The organism is Stenotrophomonas sp. GD03877, from assembly GCF_029840555.1.
GTDB classification, from domain to species: domain Bacteria; phylum Pseudomonadota; class Gammaproteobacteria; order Xanthomonadales; family Xanthomonadaceae; genus Stenotrophomonas; species Stenotrophomonas geniculata.
Map to the genome: position 1 here is coordinate 1 of NZ_JAOCCT010000048.1, position 15,658 is coordinate 15,658.

Consider the following 15,658-nt stretch of genomic DNA (forward strand, 5'->3'; position numbering starts at 1 on the left):
CCGTTGGCTGGAAACTACGCCAACGCGCGAAGAACCAACGCCAGGATCGCCGGCACCGCCTGGATCATGAAAATGCGCCGGCTCACGCTGTACGCGCCATAGCACCCCGCCACCACCACACAGGCCAACGAGAAGGTCACCAGCACCGGCTGGTCGATCACCAGACCCACCCCGATGCCCGCCGCCAGGAAGCCGTTGTACAGGCCCTGGTTGGCCGCCAGAACGCGGGTGGTCTCGGCCTTCTCCGGCGTGTTGCGGAACGTCTTCAAGCCCAGCGGACGGGTCCACAGGAACATCTCCAGCACCAGGAAGTACAGGTGCAGTACCGCGACCAGCACGGTCAGCAGCAGCGCGATCAGCGACATCGTTTCTCTCCTCGAAATGACTGGACGGGATCAGCGGTCGCGCGGCAGCTTTTTTTCTTCGCGCAGCACACCGAATGCGGCGGCGGTCATGCACGCGGCAACCACCACGCCACCGATGAACACCACATGTGAACCAAACAGCGACAAGCCCTTGTGCACCCACGCAAAGCTCAGGTCCGCGCCGCGGTACACCACTGTATCGATGGCCGCGCCGGCCTTGTAACGCCACTGCCGGTCCACGCGGGTATAGATGGTTTCTCGTGCGGGCTTGGCCAATGCGAACTCGCTGGCGCGGGTCATCACCTGCACCACGGCCACCATCAACGGCATGGGTGAAGCGGCAAGCACCGAGAAACCGATCAGGATCGCAAAGCCAGGGATCAACAGGGCCGGCGCGATGCCGTGGCGCGACAGCAGCCAGCGGGTCAGGCCCAGCTGCATCAGCAGCGCCAGTGCGTTCACCGCCAGGTCGATGCGCGAGAAGAAGGCCGTGGCAGCGCCTGCATCGTTGAACGCCGCACGCACGATGCTGGCCTGCTGGTTGTACAGCAGGGTGCCCACGCCCACACCGAACACCACCATGATCGCCAGCCAGCGCAGCAACGGCTCACGCACGATCAGTTTCAGGCCGTCCAGCACGCTGCCGCCCATCGGCTGTTCACCGTCGACCAGTTGCTGCTCACGCTCGCGCAGCACCGCCCAGTGCCGCAAGCGCCAGATGCAGAACAGGCAGACCATCAGGAATCCGGTGGATACCAGCATCAGGTTGGCAATACCCACGCGCTGCACCAGCGCACTGGTGATGATCGGACCGAGGAAGGCACCGATGGTGCCAGCCGCGCCGATGTAACCGTAGAAAGCACGTGCCTGCGCGTTGGAAAACACATCGGCCATGAAGCTCCAGAACACCGCCACCGCGAACAGGTTGAAGACGGTGATCCAGAAAAAGAACGCCATGCCGCGGCCCGGCACACCGCTATCGAACAGTACGTAGAAGCCCAGCAGAGTGACGATGAAGAACCCATACACCGCCGGCAGGAACACCCGCCGCGGGAAGCGGCTGACCAGCCAGCCGTACACCGGCTGCAGTACCAGCATGATCACGAACACACAGGAGAACAGGAACTGCAGGACGAAGTCCTTCAGCGCGATGCCATGGCTGGCAAACCAGGCGATCAGCATCGGCGGAAACACGGTCTCCAGATCGGCCGAGGCAGCCATCGCCTCACGCACCGGGCGCAGCACGTAGTAGCCGCTGAGCAGGCAGAAGAAGTACAGGAACGACCACCACAGCGCCGGCGACTCACGCAGTGCCGCCGTCAGCCCGCGCAGCGGCCCCTTGCCCTTCACCGCGCTCACGCGGCGTCCCTCGCCAGAAGACGGCGGTTGGACAGCGGCATGGCAGGCTCCGGGGGCAGTGAAGCGCGTACGTTAGCCAATGCACTGCAACAACGCCAGCAGCAGCCACGCAGAAGGCTGCAACGCAGTGTCACGGCCCCACCCGTACGACACGTTCCGATACATGCTTTCGGGGCGTCAAAATTCCAACTTTTTCAACGAGATGCGCATTCATCTTCGCTTTGTTTGTGCACAAGGGAAAAGCGGCGCTAGAATCGCCATCAGCAGTCGCGCACGGGTCTCCACGATGAAAAAGAACAGCCTGCGTCGTCCGATCCGTTCGGCGGCCACCGGTTTGCTGGGCATGTTGATGCCCGTTGCCTTGTCCACCACCGCGCAGACCCCGCCGCCATTGCCGCCGATGCCGGCCAACATCGAATCCGCCGCCACCGCCGTCGCCCACACCCAGCCCGCCGCCTACCGCACCGGCCTGGTGCCGCAGGTGCAGCTGCCGGCGGCCGGCTTCAACGTGGCCAACATCGAGTCGATGGCGCAGCAGCTTACCTATGGCGAGCGCGTGCCGGGCATGGCGGTGGCCATCGTGCAGGGCGGCCGCATCCTCAGCGCGCGTGGCTATGGCGTCACCGACGTCAACAACCCGCTGCCGGTCGACGCCCACACCGTGTTCCGCCTGGCCTCGCTGTCCAAGGCCTTCGCCGGCACCATGGCCGGCCTGCTGGTCAACGACGGCACGCTGCGCTGGGACAGCAAGGTCACCGACTATGTGCCGGGCTTCCGCCTGAACTCGCCGGAAGCGACCGATCGCCTGACCGTGGCCGACGTGCTCAGTCATCGCGTCGGCCTGCCCTACAACGCCTACGACCGCGACATCGAAGGCAACGCCGAGTACTACTCGCTGACCCAGAAGCTGGCCAACACCAGCCTGAAGTGCCTGCCGGGCGACTGCTACGCCTACCAGAACGTGGCCTTCAGCCTGATCGGCGACGTCGTCTATGCCGCCTCCGGCAGCTTCTACGAGCAGTCGGTCGAGCGCCGCATCTTCAAGCCGCTGGGCATGAACGATGCCAGCCTCGGCCTGGCCGGCATCCAGGCCAGCTCACGCTGGGCGCGGCCGCACGTGCGCAGCCGCAATGGCTGGGTGTCGCTGACACCGAAGCCGACCTACTACCGCGTCGCCCCGGCCGCCGGCGTCAACGCCAGCGCCAGCGACATGGCGCAATGGCTGCTGGCCCACACCGGCCACCGCCCGGACGTGCTGCCGGCACCGCTGCTGGCCACCCTGCATTCGAGCCTGATCAACACCCCGGGCGAAATGCGTTCGGGCTGGCGCCGCGAGCGCCTGCATTCGGCCGGCTACGCACTGGGCTGGCGCACCTTCGACTACGCCGGCCACGACGTGGTGTTCCATGCCGGTGCCGTGCAGGGATATCGCGGCCTGGTCGCGCTGGTGCCGGAGCGCGATCTCGGCATCGCCATCATGTGGAACGGCGAAAGCGGCCTGCCCAGCGGCCTGCTGCCGACCGTGCTCGATTCCGCGCTCGGCCTGCCGACGCAGCGCTGGCTGGATGTGGACACCGACTTCGGCAGCGACAACCTGATGGCCGAGGGCGCAAGCCCGGCGCAGCAGGACAAGCGCAAGGGCAAGGGTGCCTCGAGCAACCGCGCGGTGGCCTCGCCGCGCTGAGTTGGCGGGCTCGACCGTGAGTGGAAGGGGCGGCCTGCGGGTCGCCCTTTTTGTTGGCTCTTGTAGCGTCGAGCCGTGCTCGACTGTTCGGGCAATGCAGTCGAGCACGGCTCGACGCTACAAATGCGAAGAGCAGTTCCGGAGCGCTAATGCGCGAAGTAGTGCATGCCGCCATCCACCGGAATCACCGCGCCGGTGATGTAGCCGGCCAGCGGCGAAGCCAGGAAGGCCACCAGCGGCGCCACTTCGTCCGGCTCACCGAAGCGCCCGATCGGAATGTTGCGTGCAATGAACGCGCGCCGGCTTTCCTCGGTGGGATGCAGGCGGTCCAGGATCTGCGGGCTGTTGATGCGCCCCGGTGCAATCGCATTCACCGTAATGCCCTGCCCGGCCACCTCCGACGACAACCCCTTGCTCCACAGATGAAGCGCCGCCTTCGCTGCGGTGGCGGCATTCACCGAACGTGGCTCCATCGAACCGCTGAAATTGATCACCCGCCCCCATCCCTGCGCCCGCATCGCTGGCAGCAGTGCCTGGGTCAGCCGTCGTGCGGCGGAGAAGTTCAGGGCGATCGCTTCCTCCCAGACCTCGTCATCGGCATCCACCGTGGTCGGCCGGGAGCCCCCTGCGGCATTGACCAGGATGTCCACGTGCTGCAATGCCTCCCGGGATGCTTCCGCGATGGACCGGACGTCGCCGGCGACGGTGACATCGCCGACCACGATGACCGGTGCCGCGCCGCCTTCGGTTTCGATCCGCGCTGCCAGCGCCTGCAGGGGGTCGCGCTGCCGCGACGTGATGGCGACGCGCACGCCCTGGGCTGCCAGCTGCTTGGCGACGGCGGCACCGATGCCGCTGGCCGCGCCCGTCACCAATGCGGTACGGCCTGCAAGATTCAAGTCCATGGTGTTCTCCTGTCCACGTGGCCGGCCAATCCAGCCCTTGCACGACATGCTGTTTGATCACCCCTGATTGATAAACTCCGCGCAGGTTTCAGCATTCAACACCCGGAGTGTCAGATGAACCTGCTGGAGAGCATGCAGGTCTACGTGCTGATCGTGGACAAGGGCAGTCTCAGTGCAGCGGCGGCGGCGATGGATATCTCCGCGACGATGGCCGGCAAGCACCTGCGTGCATTGGAAGCACGGTTGGGCATGCAGTTGTTGAGCCGTACCACCCGGCGCCAGCATATGACGCCCTTCGGCGAGGACTACTACATCCGCTGCCGGGAGATCCTGCGCCTGGTGGAAGAAACCGACGCGCAGGCGCAGCACCAGCAACTGGCACCGGCGGGTACGCTGCGCATCAGTGCGCCGGTGATCTTCGGCACGCATGCGTTGGTACCGGCACTGGCCGAGTACATGGCGCGCCATCCGGAGGTCCGGGTCGAAGCCACGCTGACCGACCGCGTGGTCGACCTCGCCGAGGAGGGTTTCGAAGCAGCGCTGCGCATCGGCACGCTGGCCGACAGCAGCATGCTGGTGGCGCGTGCGCTGGCACCGTATCGCTTGATGATGTGCGCATCGCCCGGATACCTCGCCCGGCACGGTACGCCCTCCGACCTGCAGGCGCTTGCCCGGCACCAATGCCTGTCCTTCGAACCCAGCGCATTGGCGCAGTGGCTGCAGGTCGATGCTGGCGGGCTTGAGCGTGTGCCCGACGGCCGGCTGCAGATCAACAACGGCGAAGCGCTGCGCACGGCGGCGCTGCATGGGCTGGGCATCGTGCTGCAGTCGGCACTGCTGCTGGCTGCCGACGTCGACGCCGGACGCCTGGTGCAGCTGTTCCCGGAGCATGGCCAGACCGGTCGGCCGATGCATGTGGTCTATGCGCACGACCGTTACCACTCGACCCGCCTGCGCAGCTTCCTGGACTTCCTGGTGGAGCGCTTTCCACCGTCGCCGCACCGCTAGCGTCGACCGTCAGAAAAGCCGTCGGGCATGGCCCGACGCTACAAACCGCTCCATAAAAAAACCCCCTCCCCGCTGGGCAGCCAGGGAAGGGGGTTTCAGGATGCGGCTATCGGGAAGTACTTAGATCAGCGGCGCCGGGGTTGCCGGCAGAGCGACCGGAGCGGCCTTCTTCTTGCGGGCGGCCGGCTTGCGCTTGGCAACCTTCTTCGCTGCCTTCTTCGGGGCAGCCTTCTTGGTGGCCTTCTTCGCGGTCTTCTTTACTGCCTTCTTGGCGGTCTTCTTGACGGCCTTCTTGGCAGTCGCCTTCTTCGCGACCTTCTTGGCCGGCTTGCGGGCCGTTGCCTTCTTGGCAGTCTTCTTGGTGGCCTTCTTGGCTACCTTCTTGACGGCCTTCTTCGCGGTCTTCTTGACGGCCTTCTTGGCAGTGGACTTCTTGGCTACCTTCTTCGCCGCCTTCTTCACTGCCTTCTTCGCAGTGGTCTTCTTGGCGACCTTCTTCGCAGCCTTCTTCACTGCCTTCTTGGCGGTCGCCTTCTTCGCGACCTTCTTCACTGCCTTCTTGGCAGCAGCCTTCTTCGCGACCTTCTTCACCGCTTTCTTGGCGGCGGGCTTCTTCTTCGCAGCTTTCTTGGTTGCCATGGGATGGCTCCTCGTCAGTGATAGGGAGTTGAAACGCCCAGTTGGATCAAACCCGCGGATGCTGCGTGCGGGGACCGCCGGCGCGTCAGGCGCGCCGTTACGGATGCGGCAATGCCCGCCTCGATCGGCGGAGCGGACATCGGAACGGGAGTTGCCTTGCATTTCTCCGGGGGAAGCGGGGCCATGTCCACCGTCATCAGGGTCGCGGTGGTCTTGAAGGGGCTGCTTCGCATCGGACGATTGATTCTGCGCACTCGGTTGGGCAGGCAAGGTCTGCTGAGGCGAAACCTAATCACGGTTTTTTTTACTGTCAACAACCCCCGCGAAAAATTTTCACATCCGCGCCATCCCGGACGCCGCCCGCACCACCGCTCCGCACGGCCTGCAACGACGGTGGAAGCGGCGCGCACGCGCGTTGTCTGCATCGATGTCGATGCAGACGTTGATCAAAAAACACTTGAAATAAGCACTCCGCGCAGATAGGCGCAGGTGAGGCGCAACAGCGCGAGCGCATCGCCGATGGTCACCGGCACCGTCGCCAACGCCAGCACAACGGGGCCGCAACGGGGGGCGAAAAGTTTTCACATCTGATCGCTTCGGCGCGGGGTGGAAACGCGGATTTGCGCAAAACTGCGCACGCCGATCGGCACCGTTCGTCTGTCGGCTGATGCCACGCCGAGGGTGCAGAGCGAACCCGCCGTCATGAGTCCAACGCACTCGCCAAAACAAAAACGGCCACCCGAAGGTGGCCGTTCCAGAACCCGGAAGTGACGACTCAGTGGTCGTCGTTTTCCAGGGCTTCGGCATACGCGTCCGGATCCAGCAGTTCGTTGAGCTCTTCGGCGTTGGTCAGTTCGACCACGAACATCCAGCCTTCGCCGTAGGCATCTTCATTGATGGTTTCCGGCTTGTCGGACAGCGCCGAGTTGACCTCGACGACCTTGCCGCTGATCGGGCTGTAGACGTCCGAGGCGGCCTTCACCGACTCGACAACGGCGATCTGCTCGCCAGCCTTTGCGTCGGCGCCGACTTCCGGCAGTTCGACGTAGACCAGGTCACCCAGCAGGCCCTGGGCGTGGTCGGAAATACCGACGGTGACACGGCCATTGCCTTCGACACGGGCCCACTCATGGGACTTGAGGAACTTGAGGTCGCCGGGGATCTCGCTCATGGGACTGCTCCAGAGATATGCAGGGGTGGAAAAAACGGGGCTAGTGTAACCAACCGGCCGCCACTGCTGTCAGTGACGATCGGCAGTTTCGGATCAGGCGTCGGCGAGCACGCCGGGCTGGGCCTGGCCTTCGCGCACGAACGGGAACTTGACCACGCGTACCGGTACCTGCCGGCCGCGGATGTCGACGGTGACTTCGCCGAGTTCACCGGCCGGTACGCGGGCGAAGGCGATGCCCTTGGCCAGGGTCGGCGAGAAGGTGCCGGACAGGATCTCGCCCTGGCCGCCCGCGGTGGTCACCGCCTGGCCGTGGCGCAGCACGCCCTTCTCGTCCATCACCAGGCCGATCATCTGGCGTGCGGTGCCGGCGGCCTTCTGCGCTTCCAGCACGTCGCGGCCGATGAAGTCGCGGCCTTCGTCCAGCGACACGGTCCAGGCCAGCGCCGCTTCGTACGGGCTGATCTCTTCGTCCATGTCCTGGCCGTACAGGTTCATGCCGGCTTCCAGGCGCAGCGTGTCGCGTGCGCCGAGGCCGGCCGGCTTCACGCCCGCCGCCAGCAGGCGGTTCCAGAACGCGACCACGGCGTCCTGCGGCAGCAGGATCTCGAAACCGTCTTCGCCGGTGTAACCGGTACGGGCGACGAACAGTTCGACGCCGTCATCGGACTGCACCTGCAGGGCGGCGAAACGGCCCAGCTTGGTCAGCGCCTGACGGTCCGCATCACGCGCCAGGCCGATCACGATGTCGCGCGCCTGCGGTCCCTGCACGGCCAGGATGGCCAGGTCCGGGCGCTGCTCGACGGTGACGCCGAACGGCGCAGCCTGCTCGCGCAGCCAGGCCAGGTCCTTCTCGCGGGTGGAGGCATTGACCACCATGCGGAAGAAATCGTCGCCCAGGTAGTAGACGATCAGGTCGTCGATGACGCCGCCGCGCGGGTTCAGCATGCACGAGTACAGCGCCTTGCCGGTCACCTTCAGCTTGTCGACCGAGTTGGCCAGCAGGCGGCGCAGGAACGGCTTGACCTGGTCACCGCGCAGGTCAACCACCGTCATGTGGCTGACGTCGAACACACCGGACTCGCGACGCACCAGGTGGTGCTCGTCCAGCTGCGAGCCGTAGTGGATGGGCATGTCCCAACCCCCGAAATCGACCATCTTGGCGCCGAGGGCGCGGTGGGTATCGTTGAGCAGCGTCTTCTGGGTCATGACCGGGTCCGGCAGCAGAGGAAACAAGAATCCCCATTATCCCAGATCGGTCGCCCGCAGGTCGCGCCGCAGCGCAGCGGGGGATGTTGGCCGGCCTGCGGCCGGCGGGCGCTTTCTACAAGCCAGAGCGCAAAGCGCAAAGCCGAAGCGTGTCGGCTCTGGGTTCTTTCGGCTTGGTCGGAGCAGCGTGGGCACGCGGGGGACGCCGTAAACCCATCCCTGGGGGCTTGGCCGCGGCATCCATGCCGCGGACACCCCCGCGCGCCCACGCTGCCCCTCCCTTCCGGAGTTCCCGGTGACGGGACGGAAGGCAAGAGCGGTTGTGGATATCGCTACATATAAGGAGAGGGATGGGATTTCTTTTCCTGCGGAAAAGAAATCCCACCCCGGCCATGACCCGCGAGCGCAGCGACCGGCTTTTGCTTCTCGCTTTTATTTCTTTTCCGTGGGCTGGACGCGCACGGAAACCGTCAGAGGTCGGGCGGGTTGGGTTCGCGGGACCGTTGGCGCCATGGATGGCGCCATCGAGCCCCCATGGATGGGTTTACGGCGTGTCCCGCGAACCCAACCCGCCCGGCCTAACGAGCTGCTGCTTTCAGCGACCAACCCACGAGGGGCTGCGCCGTTGGCCGGAACCCTAGGCGACCGCTTCGACCACCAGCGTGCTGCCCTGCACCGCCACCACCCGCACCAGGCTGCCAGCCTGCAGCTCCGGACCGCTCACCTGCCAGGACGCATCGTCAATGCTGACCCGTCCCTGGCCACCGACGATGCCCTGCTGCAGTACCACCTCCCGGCCGACCAGCTGCTCGGCGCGGCGGTTGAGCAATGGCGCATCGCTGGGCCGTGCCCGCGGCCGCCCCCAGCGCCGGTAGCACTGGATCGAGACCACACTCAGCAGGACGAAAGCGATCACCTGCCACAACAACGGAATGTCGCTGAACACCGCAACCAGTACGAACACCGCCGCCGCGCCAATGCCGATCCACAGCATGAACGCACCCGGCGCCAGCGCTTCGGCCGCGAACAGCAGCAGCGCCAACGCGCCCCAACCGACGACTTCCCAACGCATGTCAGCCTCCGAGCGGCGGCGGCCGCTTGCCGGCGGCCTTGTTGTCCTGGCTGGCCAGCGCCTGCTTCGCCAGTTCGGCCACGCCCGCGATCGAACCGATCACGCCACTGGCCTCCATCGGCATCAGCACCAGCTTCTGGTTCGGCGAACTGGCCAGTTCCTTGAACGCTTCCACGTACTTCTGCGCAACAAAGTAGTTGATCGCCTGCACGTCACCCTCGGCAATCGCCGCCGACACCACCTTGGTCGCCATCGCTTCGGCCTCGGCCAGGCGCTCGCGCGCCTCGGCATCGCGGAATGCAGCTTCGCGACGGCCTTCGGCCTCCAGCACGGTGGCCTGCTTTTCGCCATCGGCGCGCAGGATCTCCGACTGGCGTGAACCCTCTGCCTCGAGGATCTGCGCGCGCTTTTCGCGCTCGGCCTTCATCTGCCGCGCCATCGCGTCCAGCAGATCGCGCGGCGGCTGGATGTCGCGGATCTCGATGCGGTTGACCTTCACGCCCCAGGGATTGGTGGCATGGTCGACCACGCTCAGCAGCTGGGCATTGATCACCTCGCGCTGGCTGAGCGATTCGTCCAGGTCCATCGAACCGATCACGGTACGGATGTTGGTCTGCACCAGGGCGATCATCGCCACTTCCAGGTTGGCCACCTCATAGGCGGCCTTGGCGGCATCCAGGACCTGGAAGAACACCACACCGTCCACGCGCACGGCGGCGTTGTCCTTGGTGATCACTTCCTGGCTGGGCACATCCAGCACCTGCTCCATCATGTTCACCTTGCGCCCCACCCCGTACACGATCGGGATCAGGAAATGCAGGCCGGGGGTCATGGTGTGCGTGTAGCGCCCGAAGCGCTCGACGGTCCACTCGTAGCCCTGGGGTACCATCCGTACCGCCTTGAACAGGATCACCACGGCCACGAAGGCCAGTACCACGGTAAAGAACATGGTCGGGAACATCTTGCTTTCCTTATCGATGACGTCCAGGCCCCAGCATAGCGCGTGAAGGCCGCATTCACAGCGGAGCTACCAGGGCACGCGCCCGCGCAGGATGTCGGCGAACATCACCCAGTCGCCCATGAACGAGTACAGCGGGTGCTGGAAGGTGGCCGGGCGGTTCTTCTCGAAAAAGAAATGGCCGACCCAGGCGCAGCTGTAACCGCAGAACAGGGCGGCCAGCAGCAGCATCGGTTGCCCACGCAGGATCGCTGCCGCGACCAGCAGCAGTACGCCGCAGCTGCCGATGAAGTGCAGCCGGCGCGATACCGGGTGGAGGTGCTCGCTGAGATAGAACGGATAGAACTCGCGGAAGCTGGCGAAGCGGGACATGCGCATGCTCCGGGGGCCGTGGTCAGGCCCATCATGCGCCTTTCGGGGGGGCACTGCGCTGCCTTGCAGCACCGAACCATGCTCGGCTTGCGCGTGCCAGCGCGGTCGGAAAGAAGAGCAGCCGAGCGTGGGCTCGGCTCTACAGAACCGCCTTGCCCGGACCTACACCGATGAGGTGCGCGGCCCGAACATGATCACCGCCATGCCGGCCAGGCACAGCGCGGCGCCGAACAGGTCCCAGCGGCTGGGACGGATGCCATCGACCAGCCACAGCCAGAACAGCGCAGTGCCGATATAGACGCCACCGTAGGCGGCATAGACCCGGCCACTGGCGGTCGGGTGCAGGGTCAGCAGCCAGGCGAACAGGGCCAGGCTGGCGGCCGCCGGCAGCAGCAGCCAGATGCTGCCGCCCTTGCGCAGCCACAACCACGGCAGGTAGCAGCCGACGATCTCGGCCAGCGCGGTCAGCAGGAACAGGCCGAGTGTCTTCACGCCTTCTCCGCCGCCTTGGCGTGCTGCCAGAGCGCTTCCTGCGCCTCCAGGTCCATCGCAGCCAGCGCCCCACCCTGCGCATCGGCCTGCGCTTCCATCGCACGGAAGCGACGTTCGAACTTGTGGTTGGCCCCGCGCAGCGCCGCACCCAGATCGATATCGGCGTGGCGCGCCAGGTTGGCGCAGACGAACAGCAGATCGCCCAGTTCTTCCTGCAGGCGCGCCTTGTTGCCAGCGATATCGCCGCGCTCGAACTCCTCGCGCAGCTCCTGCAGTTCCTCGGCCGCCTTGTCCAGCACCGGCAACGGTCCCGGCCAGTCGAAGCCGACCTTGGCCGCGCGCGACTGCAGCTTCACTGCCCGCTGCCATTCCGGCAGGCCGCGCGAGATGCCGGCCAGCGCGGAGGTGTCCTGCTCGCCCTTGGCGGCGCGCTCGGCCCGCTTGATCGCCTCCCAGTTACGCATCACCCCGTCGGCATCGTCGACGCTGACCTCGGCGAACACGTGCGGGTGGCGGCGCTGCATCTTGTCGCTGATCGCGCGGGCCACGTCTGCGAAGGCGAAGCTGCCCTGCTCTTCGGCCATGCGCGCATGGAACACCACCTGCAGCAACAGGTCGCCCAGCTCGTCGCACAGGTCGTCGAGGTCGCCGCGGTCGATCGCATCGGCCACCTCGTAGGCTTCCTCGATGGTGTACGGCGCGATGGTCGCGAAGTTCTGTTCCAGGTCCCACGGGCAGCCGCCCTGCGGATCGCGCAGGCGCGCCATGATTGCCAGCAAGCGCTCCAGTTCGTTGCTGGCTGCACTACCGGCGGTGGGGGTGTCATGCGCGCTCATGCGGCCTCCAGGGTCAATCGGACAACCAGTCGCGCCACGGCAGGCTGGTATCACCAAGGGCAATGAAATCGCCGTTCAACAGGGTTTCGCGGCGGTTGTAACGGAACGGTTTGCCGGTCGCGGCCGACAGTACCGCACCACCGGCGGCGTGCAGCACGCACTGGCCGGCAGCGGTATCCCATTCGGAGGTCGGGCCCAGCCGCGGATAGACATCCAGGCCACCTTCGGCGATCCGGCAGAATTTCAGCGACGAGCCCTGCGCGATGGTCTCGATGCGGCCCATCCTCGCCAGCAGCGCCTCGGTCTCCGCTGAGCGGTGCGAACGGCTGGCGGCAACCCGCAGCGGGGCGGTGGCCGGCGTGCGGGTGCGCAGCACGGTGTCGTGCAGGCCCTGCCGGCGATAGGCCAGCTCGCCACGCATGGCATGCCAGACGATGCCGGTGACCGGAGCCAGCACCACGCCGAAGGCCGGTGCGCCTTGGTAGATCAGGGCAATGTTGACGCTGAACTCGCCGTTGCGCTTGACGAACTCGCGGGTGCCGTCGAGCGGGTCGACCAGCCAGTAGGCCCCCCAGTGGCGGCGCTGCTCCCAGCCCACCTGCGCCGATTCCTCGGACAGGATCGGCAGGTCCGGGGTCAGCTGCTGCAGGCCCTGTTCAATGACCACGTTGGCCGCCAGGTCGGCACCGGTGACCGGGCTGTTGTCGTCCTTGATCTGCACGTCGAAGCCATCGGCATAGACCTGCATGATGGCCTGTCCGGCTTCCTGGGCGATGGCGATGGCGGTCTCGCGCAGGTCCGTGGTCAGTTTGATCATCGCAATCCCTGCAGCCACTGGCGGGCGATGAACAGCGCCGCCAGCGAGCGTCCCTCGGAGAAGTCCTCACGCAGCATCAGCTGGTCCAGCTCGGCCAGCTTCCACGGGACGACTTCCAGTTCTTCCGGCTCGTCGCCGGCCAGCTTTTCCGGATACAGGTCGCGCGCCACCACCAGCCACGACTGGTGGCTCATGTAGGTGGGAGCCAGGGTCATCGCGCGCAGCACGTCCACCTGGCGCGCGCCATAACCGGCCTCTTCCTTCAGCTCGCGGTCGGCGGCCTGCTCTGGGGTTTCGCCGGCGTCGATCCGGCCCTTGACCAGCCCCAGTTCGTAGCGGTGCATGCCTGCGGCGTATTCACGTACCAGCAGCACGGTCTCGTCGTCGAGCATCGGCACCACCACCACCGCACCATGGCCACGGCTGACCAGGCGCTCGAAGCGGCGGCGTTCGCCGTTGGAGAACTCCAGGTCCAGGTGCTGGCGCTGGAAGGGACCGTTCTCCTCATCGGTGATCCGATGGATGATCGGCAAGCGACGGCCGGCACGGTCATCGTTCATGCGGAATCTCCGCGGCGGCCGGCGCCTGCGCCGGGGCCGATAGAATGTGCAGGCAGCAACATGTTCATGAGCCCGAAATGCTAGCAGACCCAACCCCCTCCCCGCTGGCCCACCATTGGCGGCAGCGCGACCTGCAGGTGCTGTGGCACCCCTGCACGCAGATGCGCGAGCATCCGGACACCCTGCCGCTGGTGCCGATCGCCCGTGGCGAAGGTGCCTGGCTGATCGATCACGATGGCAACCGCTATCTGGATGCGGTCAGCAGCTGGTGGACCAACCTGTTCGGCCATGCCGAACCGCGCATCGGTGGCGCCATCGCCGCCCAGGCCACGCAGCTGGAACAGGTGATGCTGGCCGGCTTCGGCCATGAGCCGGCCATTACCCTGGCCGAACGCCTGCTGGCCCTGGCCCCGCGCCAGCCTGGCCGCGAACCGCTGGCCAAGGTGTTCTACGCCGACAACGGCTCGGCCGGCGTGGAAGTGGCCTTGAAGATGGCCTTCCAGTATTTCCAGAACCGTGGGGAATCGCGGCGCACACGTTTCATCGCACTGGAGAACGGCTACCACGGCGAGACCCTGGGCGCGCTGGCGCTGGGTGACATCCCGCTGTATCGCCGTGTCTACGCGCCGCTGCTGGCCGAAGGGCTGTTCGCGCCCTCGCCCGACGCTTACCTGGCCGAGCCCGGCCAGAGTGCAGCAGATCGCGCACGCCAGGCCGCCGATGGCCTGGCCACCCTGTTCGACCAGCATCCGGGCGAGATCTGCGCGGTGATCCTGGAACCGCGCCTGCAGTGTGCCGGCGGCATGCGCATGCACGATCCGGTGTACCTGCAGCGCGTGCGCGAACTGTGTGATGCGCATGGCGCGTTCATGATCGCCGACGAGATCGCCACCGGCTTCGGCCGCACCGGCACCCTGTTCGCCTGCGAACAGGCCGGGGTGATGCCGGACCTGATGTGCCTGTCCAAGGGCCTGACCGGCGGCTTCCTGCCGCTGGCCGCGGTGCTGGCCACGCAGGCGCTGTACGACGCCTTCCTTGACGACTCGCGCGAGCGCGCGTTCCTGCACTCGCACAGCTACACCGGCAACCCGCTGGCCTGCGCGGCCGCGCTGGCGACGCTGGACATCTTCCGCGACGACGATGTGATCGCCCGCAACCGCAGCATCGCTTCCGTGATGGGTACGCTGGCGGCACCGTTCAACGACCATCCGCACGTGGCCGACGTGCGCCAGGCCGGCATGGTGGTGGCCTTCGAGCTGTCGCGCGACGGTAACAAGCGCACGCCGTTCGACCCGGCCGTGCGGCTGGGCCTGCACGCCTACAAGGCCGCCTTGAAGCGCGGCGTGGTGCTGCGCCCGCTGGGCGACGTGCTGTACTGGATGCCACCCTACTGCGTGGACGACGAACAACTGGAGCTGCTGGCACATACCACGCTGGCGGCGATTGACGAGGCGATTGCATGCGCGTGACCCGCTGCCCCATCGACCTGGCGCTGCACAGCGGCCAGACCGTGACCCTGCCGGAAGAGGCTGCCAACCACCTGGTGCGGGTGATGCGCCTGCGCGAAGGCGATACCTGCGTGCTGTTCAACGGCGATGGCAACGACTACAGCGCGACGCTGACCGTGGCCGGCAAACGCGAGGTGCAGGTACGCATCGACGCCGTGCAGGCCATCAACAATGAATCGCCGCTGGCAATCACCCTGTTGCAGGGCATCGCGCGCGGCGAGAAGATGGACCTGATCCTGCAGAAGGCCACCGAACTGGGCGTGGCGGCGATCATTCCGGTCAACGCCGAGCGCACTGAGGTGAAGCTTGATGCAGCTCGGGCGGAGAAGCGCGTGGCGCACTGGAACAACGTGGTGACCTCGGCCTGCGGCCAGTCCGGGCGCGCGCGCATCCCGCAGGTGGGTTCGCCGCTGTCGCTGGCGCAGGCGACGGCAGCACTACCAGTGGATACGCTGCGGTTGACGCTGGACCCGCAGGGCGCGCATCGGCTGTCGACGCTGGCGGCCGCTCCGGCAGGCGGCATCGTGATCGCGATCGGCCCGGAAGGCGGCTGGTCGCCGCGCGACCGCGATCAACTGGCGGCGGCAGGCTTCCAGGGGCTGCAGCTGGGCCCGCGCATCCTGCGCACGGAAACCGCGGGGCTGGCCGCGATCGCGGCACTGCAGGCGCGGTTGGGCGATCTGGGATAAGGCTGATTCGTTGTAGT

At 66.4% G+C, this 15,658-nt stretch carries 18 protein-coding genes; 5 read left to right on the forward strand and 13 right to left on the reverse strand.

The window, feature by feature from the left end; all coding sequences use genetic code 11:
* Positions 1-14: 14 nt before the first annotated feature.
* Both N5D20_RS22940 and N5D20_RS22945 read right to left on the reverse strand, forming a co-directional pair.
* Positions 15-365 carry a DUF1304 domain-containing protein gene (locus N5D20_RS22940; RefSeq protein ID WP_197580012.1) on the reverse strand — a complete coding sequence of 117 codons (351 nt, stop codon included), beginning with the start codon at positions 363-365 and terminating at the stop codon, positions 15-17.
* 30 nt (positions 366-395) lie between these two features.
* Positions 396-1,724: an MFS transporter gene (locus tag N5D20_RS22945; protein WP_197580010.1), complete on the reverse strand. Its 1,329-nt coding sequence runs from the start codon at positions 1,722-1,724 to the stop codon at positions 396-398.
* Positions 1,725-2,010: 286 nt separating this feature from the next.
* Between N5D20_RS22945 and N5D20_RS22950 the strand changes: the two genes are divergently transcribed.
* Positions 2,011-3,408 carry a serine hydrolase domain-containing protein gene (locus tag N5D20_RS22950; RefSeq protein ID WP_019338690.1) on the forward strand — a complete coding sequence of 466 codons (1,398 nt, stop codon included), beginning with the start codon at positions 2,011-2,013 and terminating at the stop codon, positions 3,406-3,408.
* A 146-nt stretch (positions 3,409-3,554) separates the two neighbouring features.
* Here the strand turns inward: N5D20_RS22950 and N5D20_RS22955 are convergent, their stop codons facing one another.
* Entirely contained in the window at positions 3,555-4,313 is a 759-nt protein-coding gene (locus N5D20_RS22955; protein WP_197580009.1) for an SDR family oxidoreductase, read from the reverse strand.
* 114 nt (positions 4,314-4,427) lie between these two features.
* Here N5D20_RS22955 and N5D20_RS22960 point away from each other — a divergent pair, with 114 nt between their 5' ends.
* Entirely contained in the window at positions 4,428-5,321 is an 894-nt protein-coding gene (locus tag N5D20_RS22960; RefSeq protein ID WP_197580007.1) for a LysR family transcriptional regulator, read from the forward strand.
* A gap of 120 nt (positions 5,322-5,441) precedes the next feature.
* On the opposite strand, the gene N5D20_RS22965 is transcribed toward N5D20_RS22960, so the two are convergent.
* The gene (locus N5D20_RS22965; protein WP_032130057.1) at positions 5,442-5,960 is read right to left on the reverse strand and encodes a hypothetical protein; all 519 of its coding nucleotides are present in this window, start codon (positions 5,958-5,960) and stop codon (positions 5,442-5,444) included.
* Between the two features lie 183 nt (positions 5,961-6,143).
* Here N5D20_RS22965 and N5D20_RS22970 point away from each other — a divergent pair, with 183 nt between their 5' ends.
* Positions 6,144-6,443 carry a hypothetical protein gene (locus N5D20_RS22970; RefSeq protein WP_197580005.1) on the forward strand — a complete coding sequence of 100 codons (300 nt, stop codon included), beginning with the start codon at positions 6,144-6,146 and terminating at the stop codon, positions 6,441-6,443.
* Positions 6,444-6,735: 292 nt separating this feature from the next.
* Here N5D20_RS22970 and gcvH read toward each other — a convergent pair whose 3' ends face one another.
* From gcvH to nudE, 9 genes are all read right to left on the reverse strand, one after another.
* A complete protein-coding gene (gcvH, locus tag N5D20_RS22975; protein ID WP_010482723.1) occupies positions 6,736-7,131 on the reverse strand; it encodes a glycine cleavage system protein GcvH in 396 nt (131 codons plus the stop codon).
* Positions 7,132-7,224: 93 nt separating this feature from the next.
* Positions 7,225-8,337 carry a glycine cleavage system aminomethyltransferase GcvT gene (gene gcvT / locus N5D20_RS22980; protein WP_049436821.1) on the reverse strand — a complete coding sequence of 371 codons (1,113 nt, stop codon included), beginning with the start codon at positions 8,335-8,337 and terminating at the stop codon, positions 7,225-7,227.
* A gap of 637 nt (positions 8,338-8,974) precedes the next feature.
* Positions 8,975-9,409 carry an NfeD family protein gene (locus tag N5D20_RS22985; RefSeq protein ID WP_197580025.1) on the reverse strand — a complete coding sequence of 145 codons (435 nt, stop codon included), beginning with the start codon at positions 9,407-9,409 and terminating at the stop codon, positions 8,975-8,977.
* Between the two features lies 1 nt (position 9,410).
* Positions 9,411-10,370, reverse strand: a complete 960-nt coding sequence (locus tag N5D20_RS22990) for an SPFH domain-containing protein (protein WP_005410704.1) — start codon at positions 10,368-10,370, stop codon at positions 9,411-9,413.
* 66 nt (positions 10,371-10,436) lie between these two features.
* A complete protein-coding gene (locus N5D20_RS22995) occupies positions 10,437-10,739 on the reverse strand; it encodes a DUF962 domain-containing protein (protein WP_197580027.1) in 303 nt (100 codons plus the stop codon).
* Between the two features lie 162 nt (positions 10,740-10,901).
* Positions 10,902-11,231 (reverse strand): YnfA family protein, encoded by a 330-nt coding sequence (locus N5D20_RS23000; protein WP_010482716.1) that lies wholly within the window; start codon positions 11,229-11,231, stop codon positions 10,902-10,904.
* Positions 11,228-12,067, reverse strand: a complete 840-nt coding sequence (gene mazG / locus N5D20_RS23005; protein WP_049436819.1) for a nucleoside triphosphate pyrophosphohydrolase — start codon at positions 12,065-12,067, stop codon at positions 11,228-11,230. Before mazG ends, N5D20_RS23000 begins: the two co-directional genes overlap by 4 nt.
* 13 nt (positions 12,068-12,080) lie before the next feature.
* A complete protein-coding gene (cysQ, locus tag N5D20_RS23010) occupies positions 12,081-12,884 on the reverse strand; it encodes a 3'(2'),5'-bisphosphate nucleotidase CysQ (protein ID WP_197580029.1) in 804 nt (267 codons plus the stop codon).
* Positions 12,881-13,444, reverse strand: a complete 564-nt coding sequence (gene nudE / locus N5D20_RS23015; protein WP_197646169.1) for an ADP compounds hydrolase NudE — start codon at positions 13,442-13,444, stop codon at positions 12,881-12,883. The genes cysQ and nudE overlap by 4 nt, the downstream gene beginning before the upstream one ends.
* Before the next feature lie 77 nt (positions 13,445-13,521).
* On the opposite strand from nudE, the gene bioA reads away from it, so the two are divergent.
* Together bioA and N5D20_RS23025 are read left to right on the forward strand one after the other, a co-directional pair.
* The gene (bioA, locus tag N5D20_RS23020; RefSeq protein WP_279915131.1) at positions 13,522-14,913 is read left to right on the forward strand and encodes an adenosylmethionine--8-amino-7-oxononanoate transaminase; all 1,392 of its coding nucleotides are present in this window, start codon (positions 13,522-13,524) and stop codon (positions 14,911-14,913) included.
* Positions 14,904-15,641 carry a 16S rRNA (uracil(1498)-N(3))-methyltransferase gene (locus tag N5D20_RS23025; protein WP_197580035.1) on the forward strand — a complete coding sequence of 246 codons (738 nt, stop codon included), beginning with the start codon at positions 14,904-14,906 and terminating at the stop codon, positions 15,639-15,641. The genes bioA and N5D20_RS23025 overlap by 10 nt, the downstream gene beginning before the upstream one ends.
* Positions 15,642-15,658 lie beyond the last annotated feature (17 nt).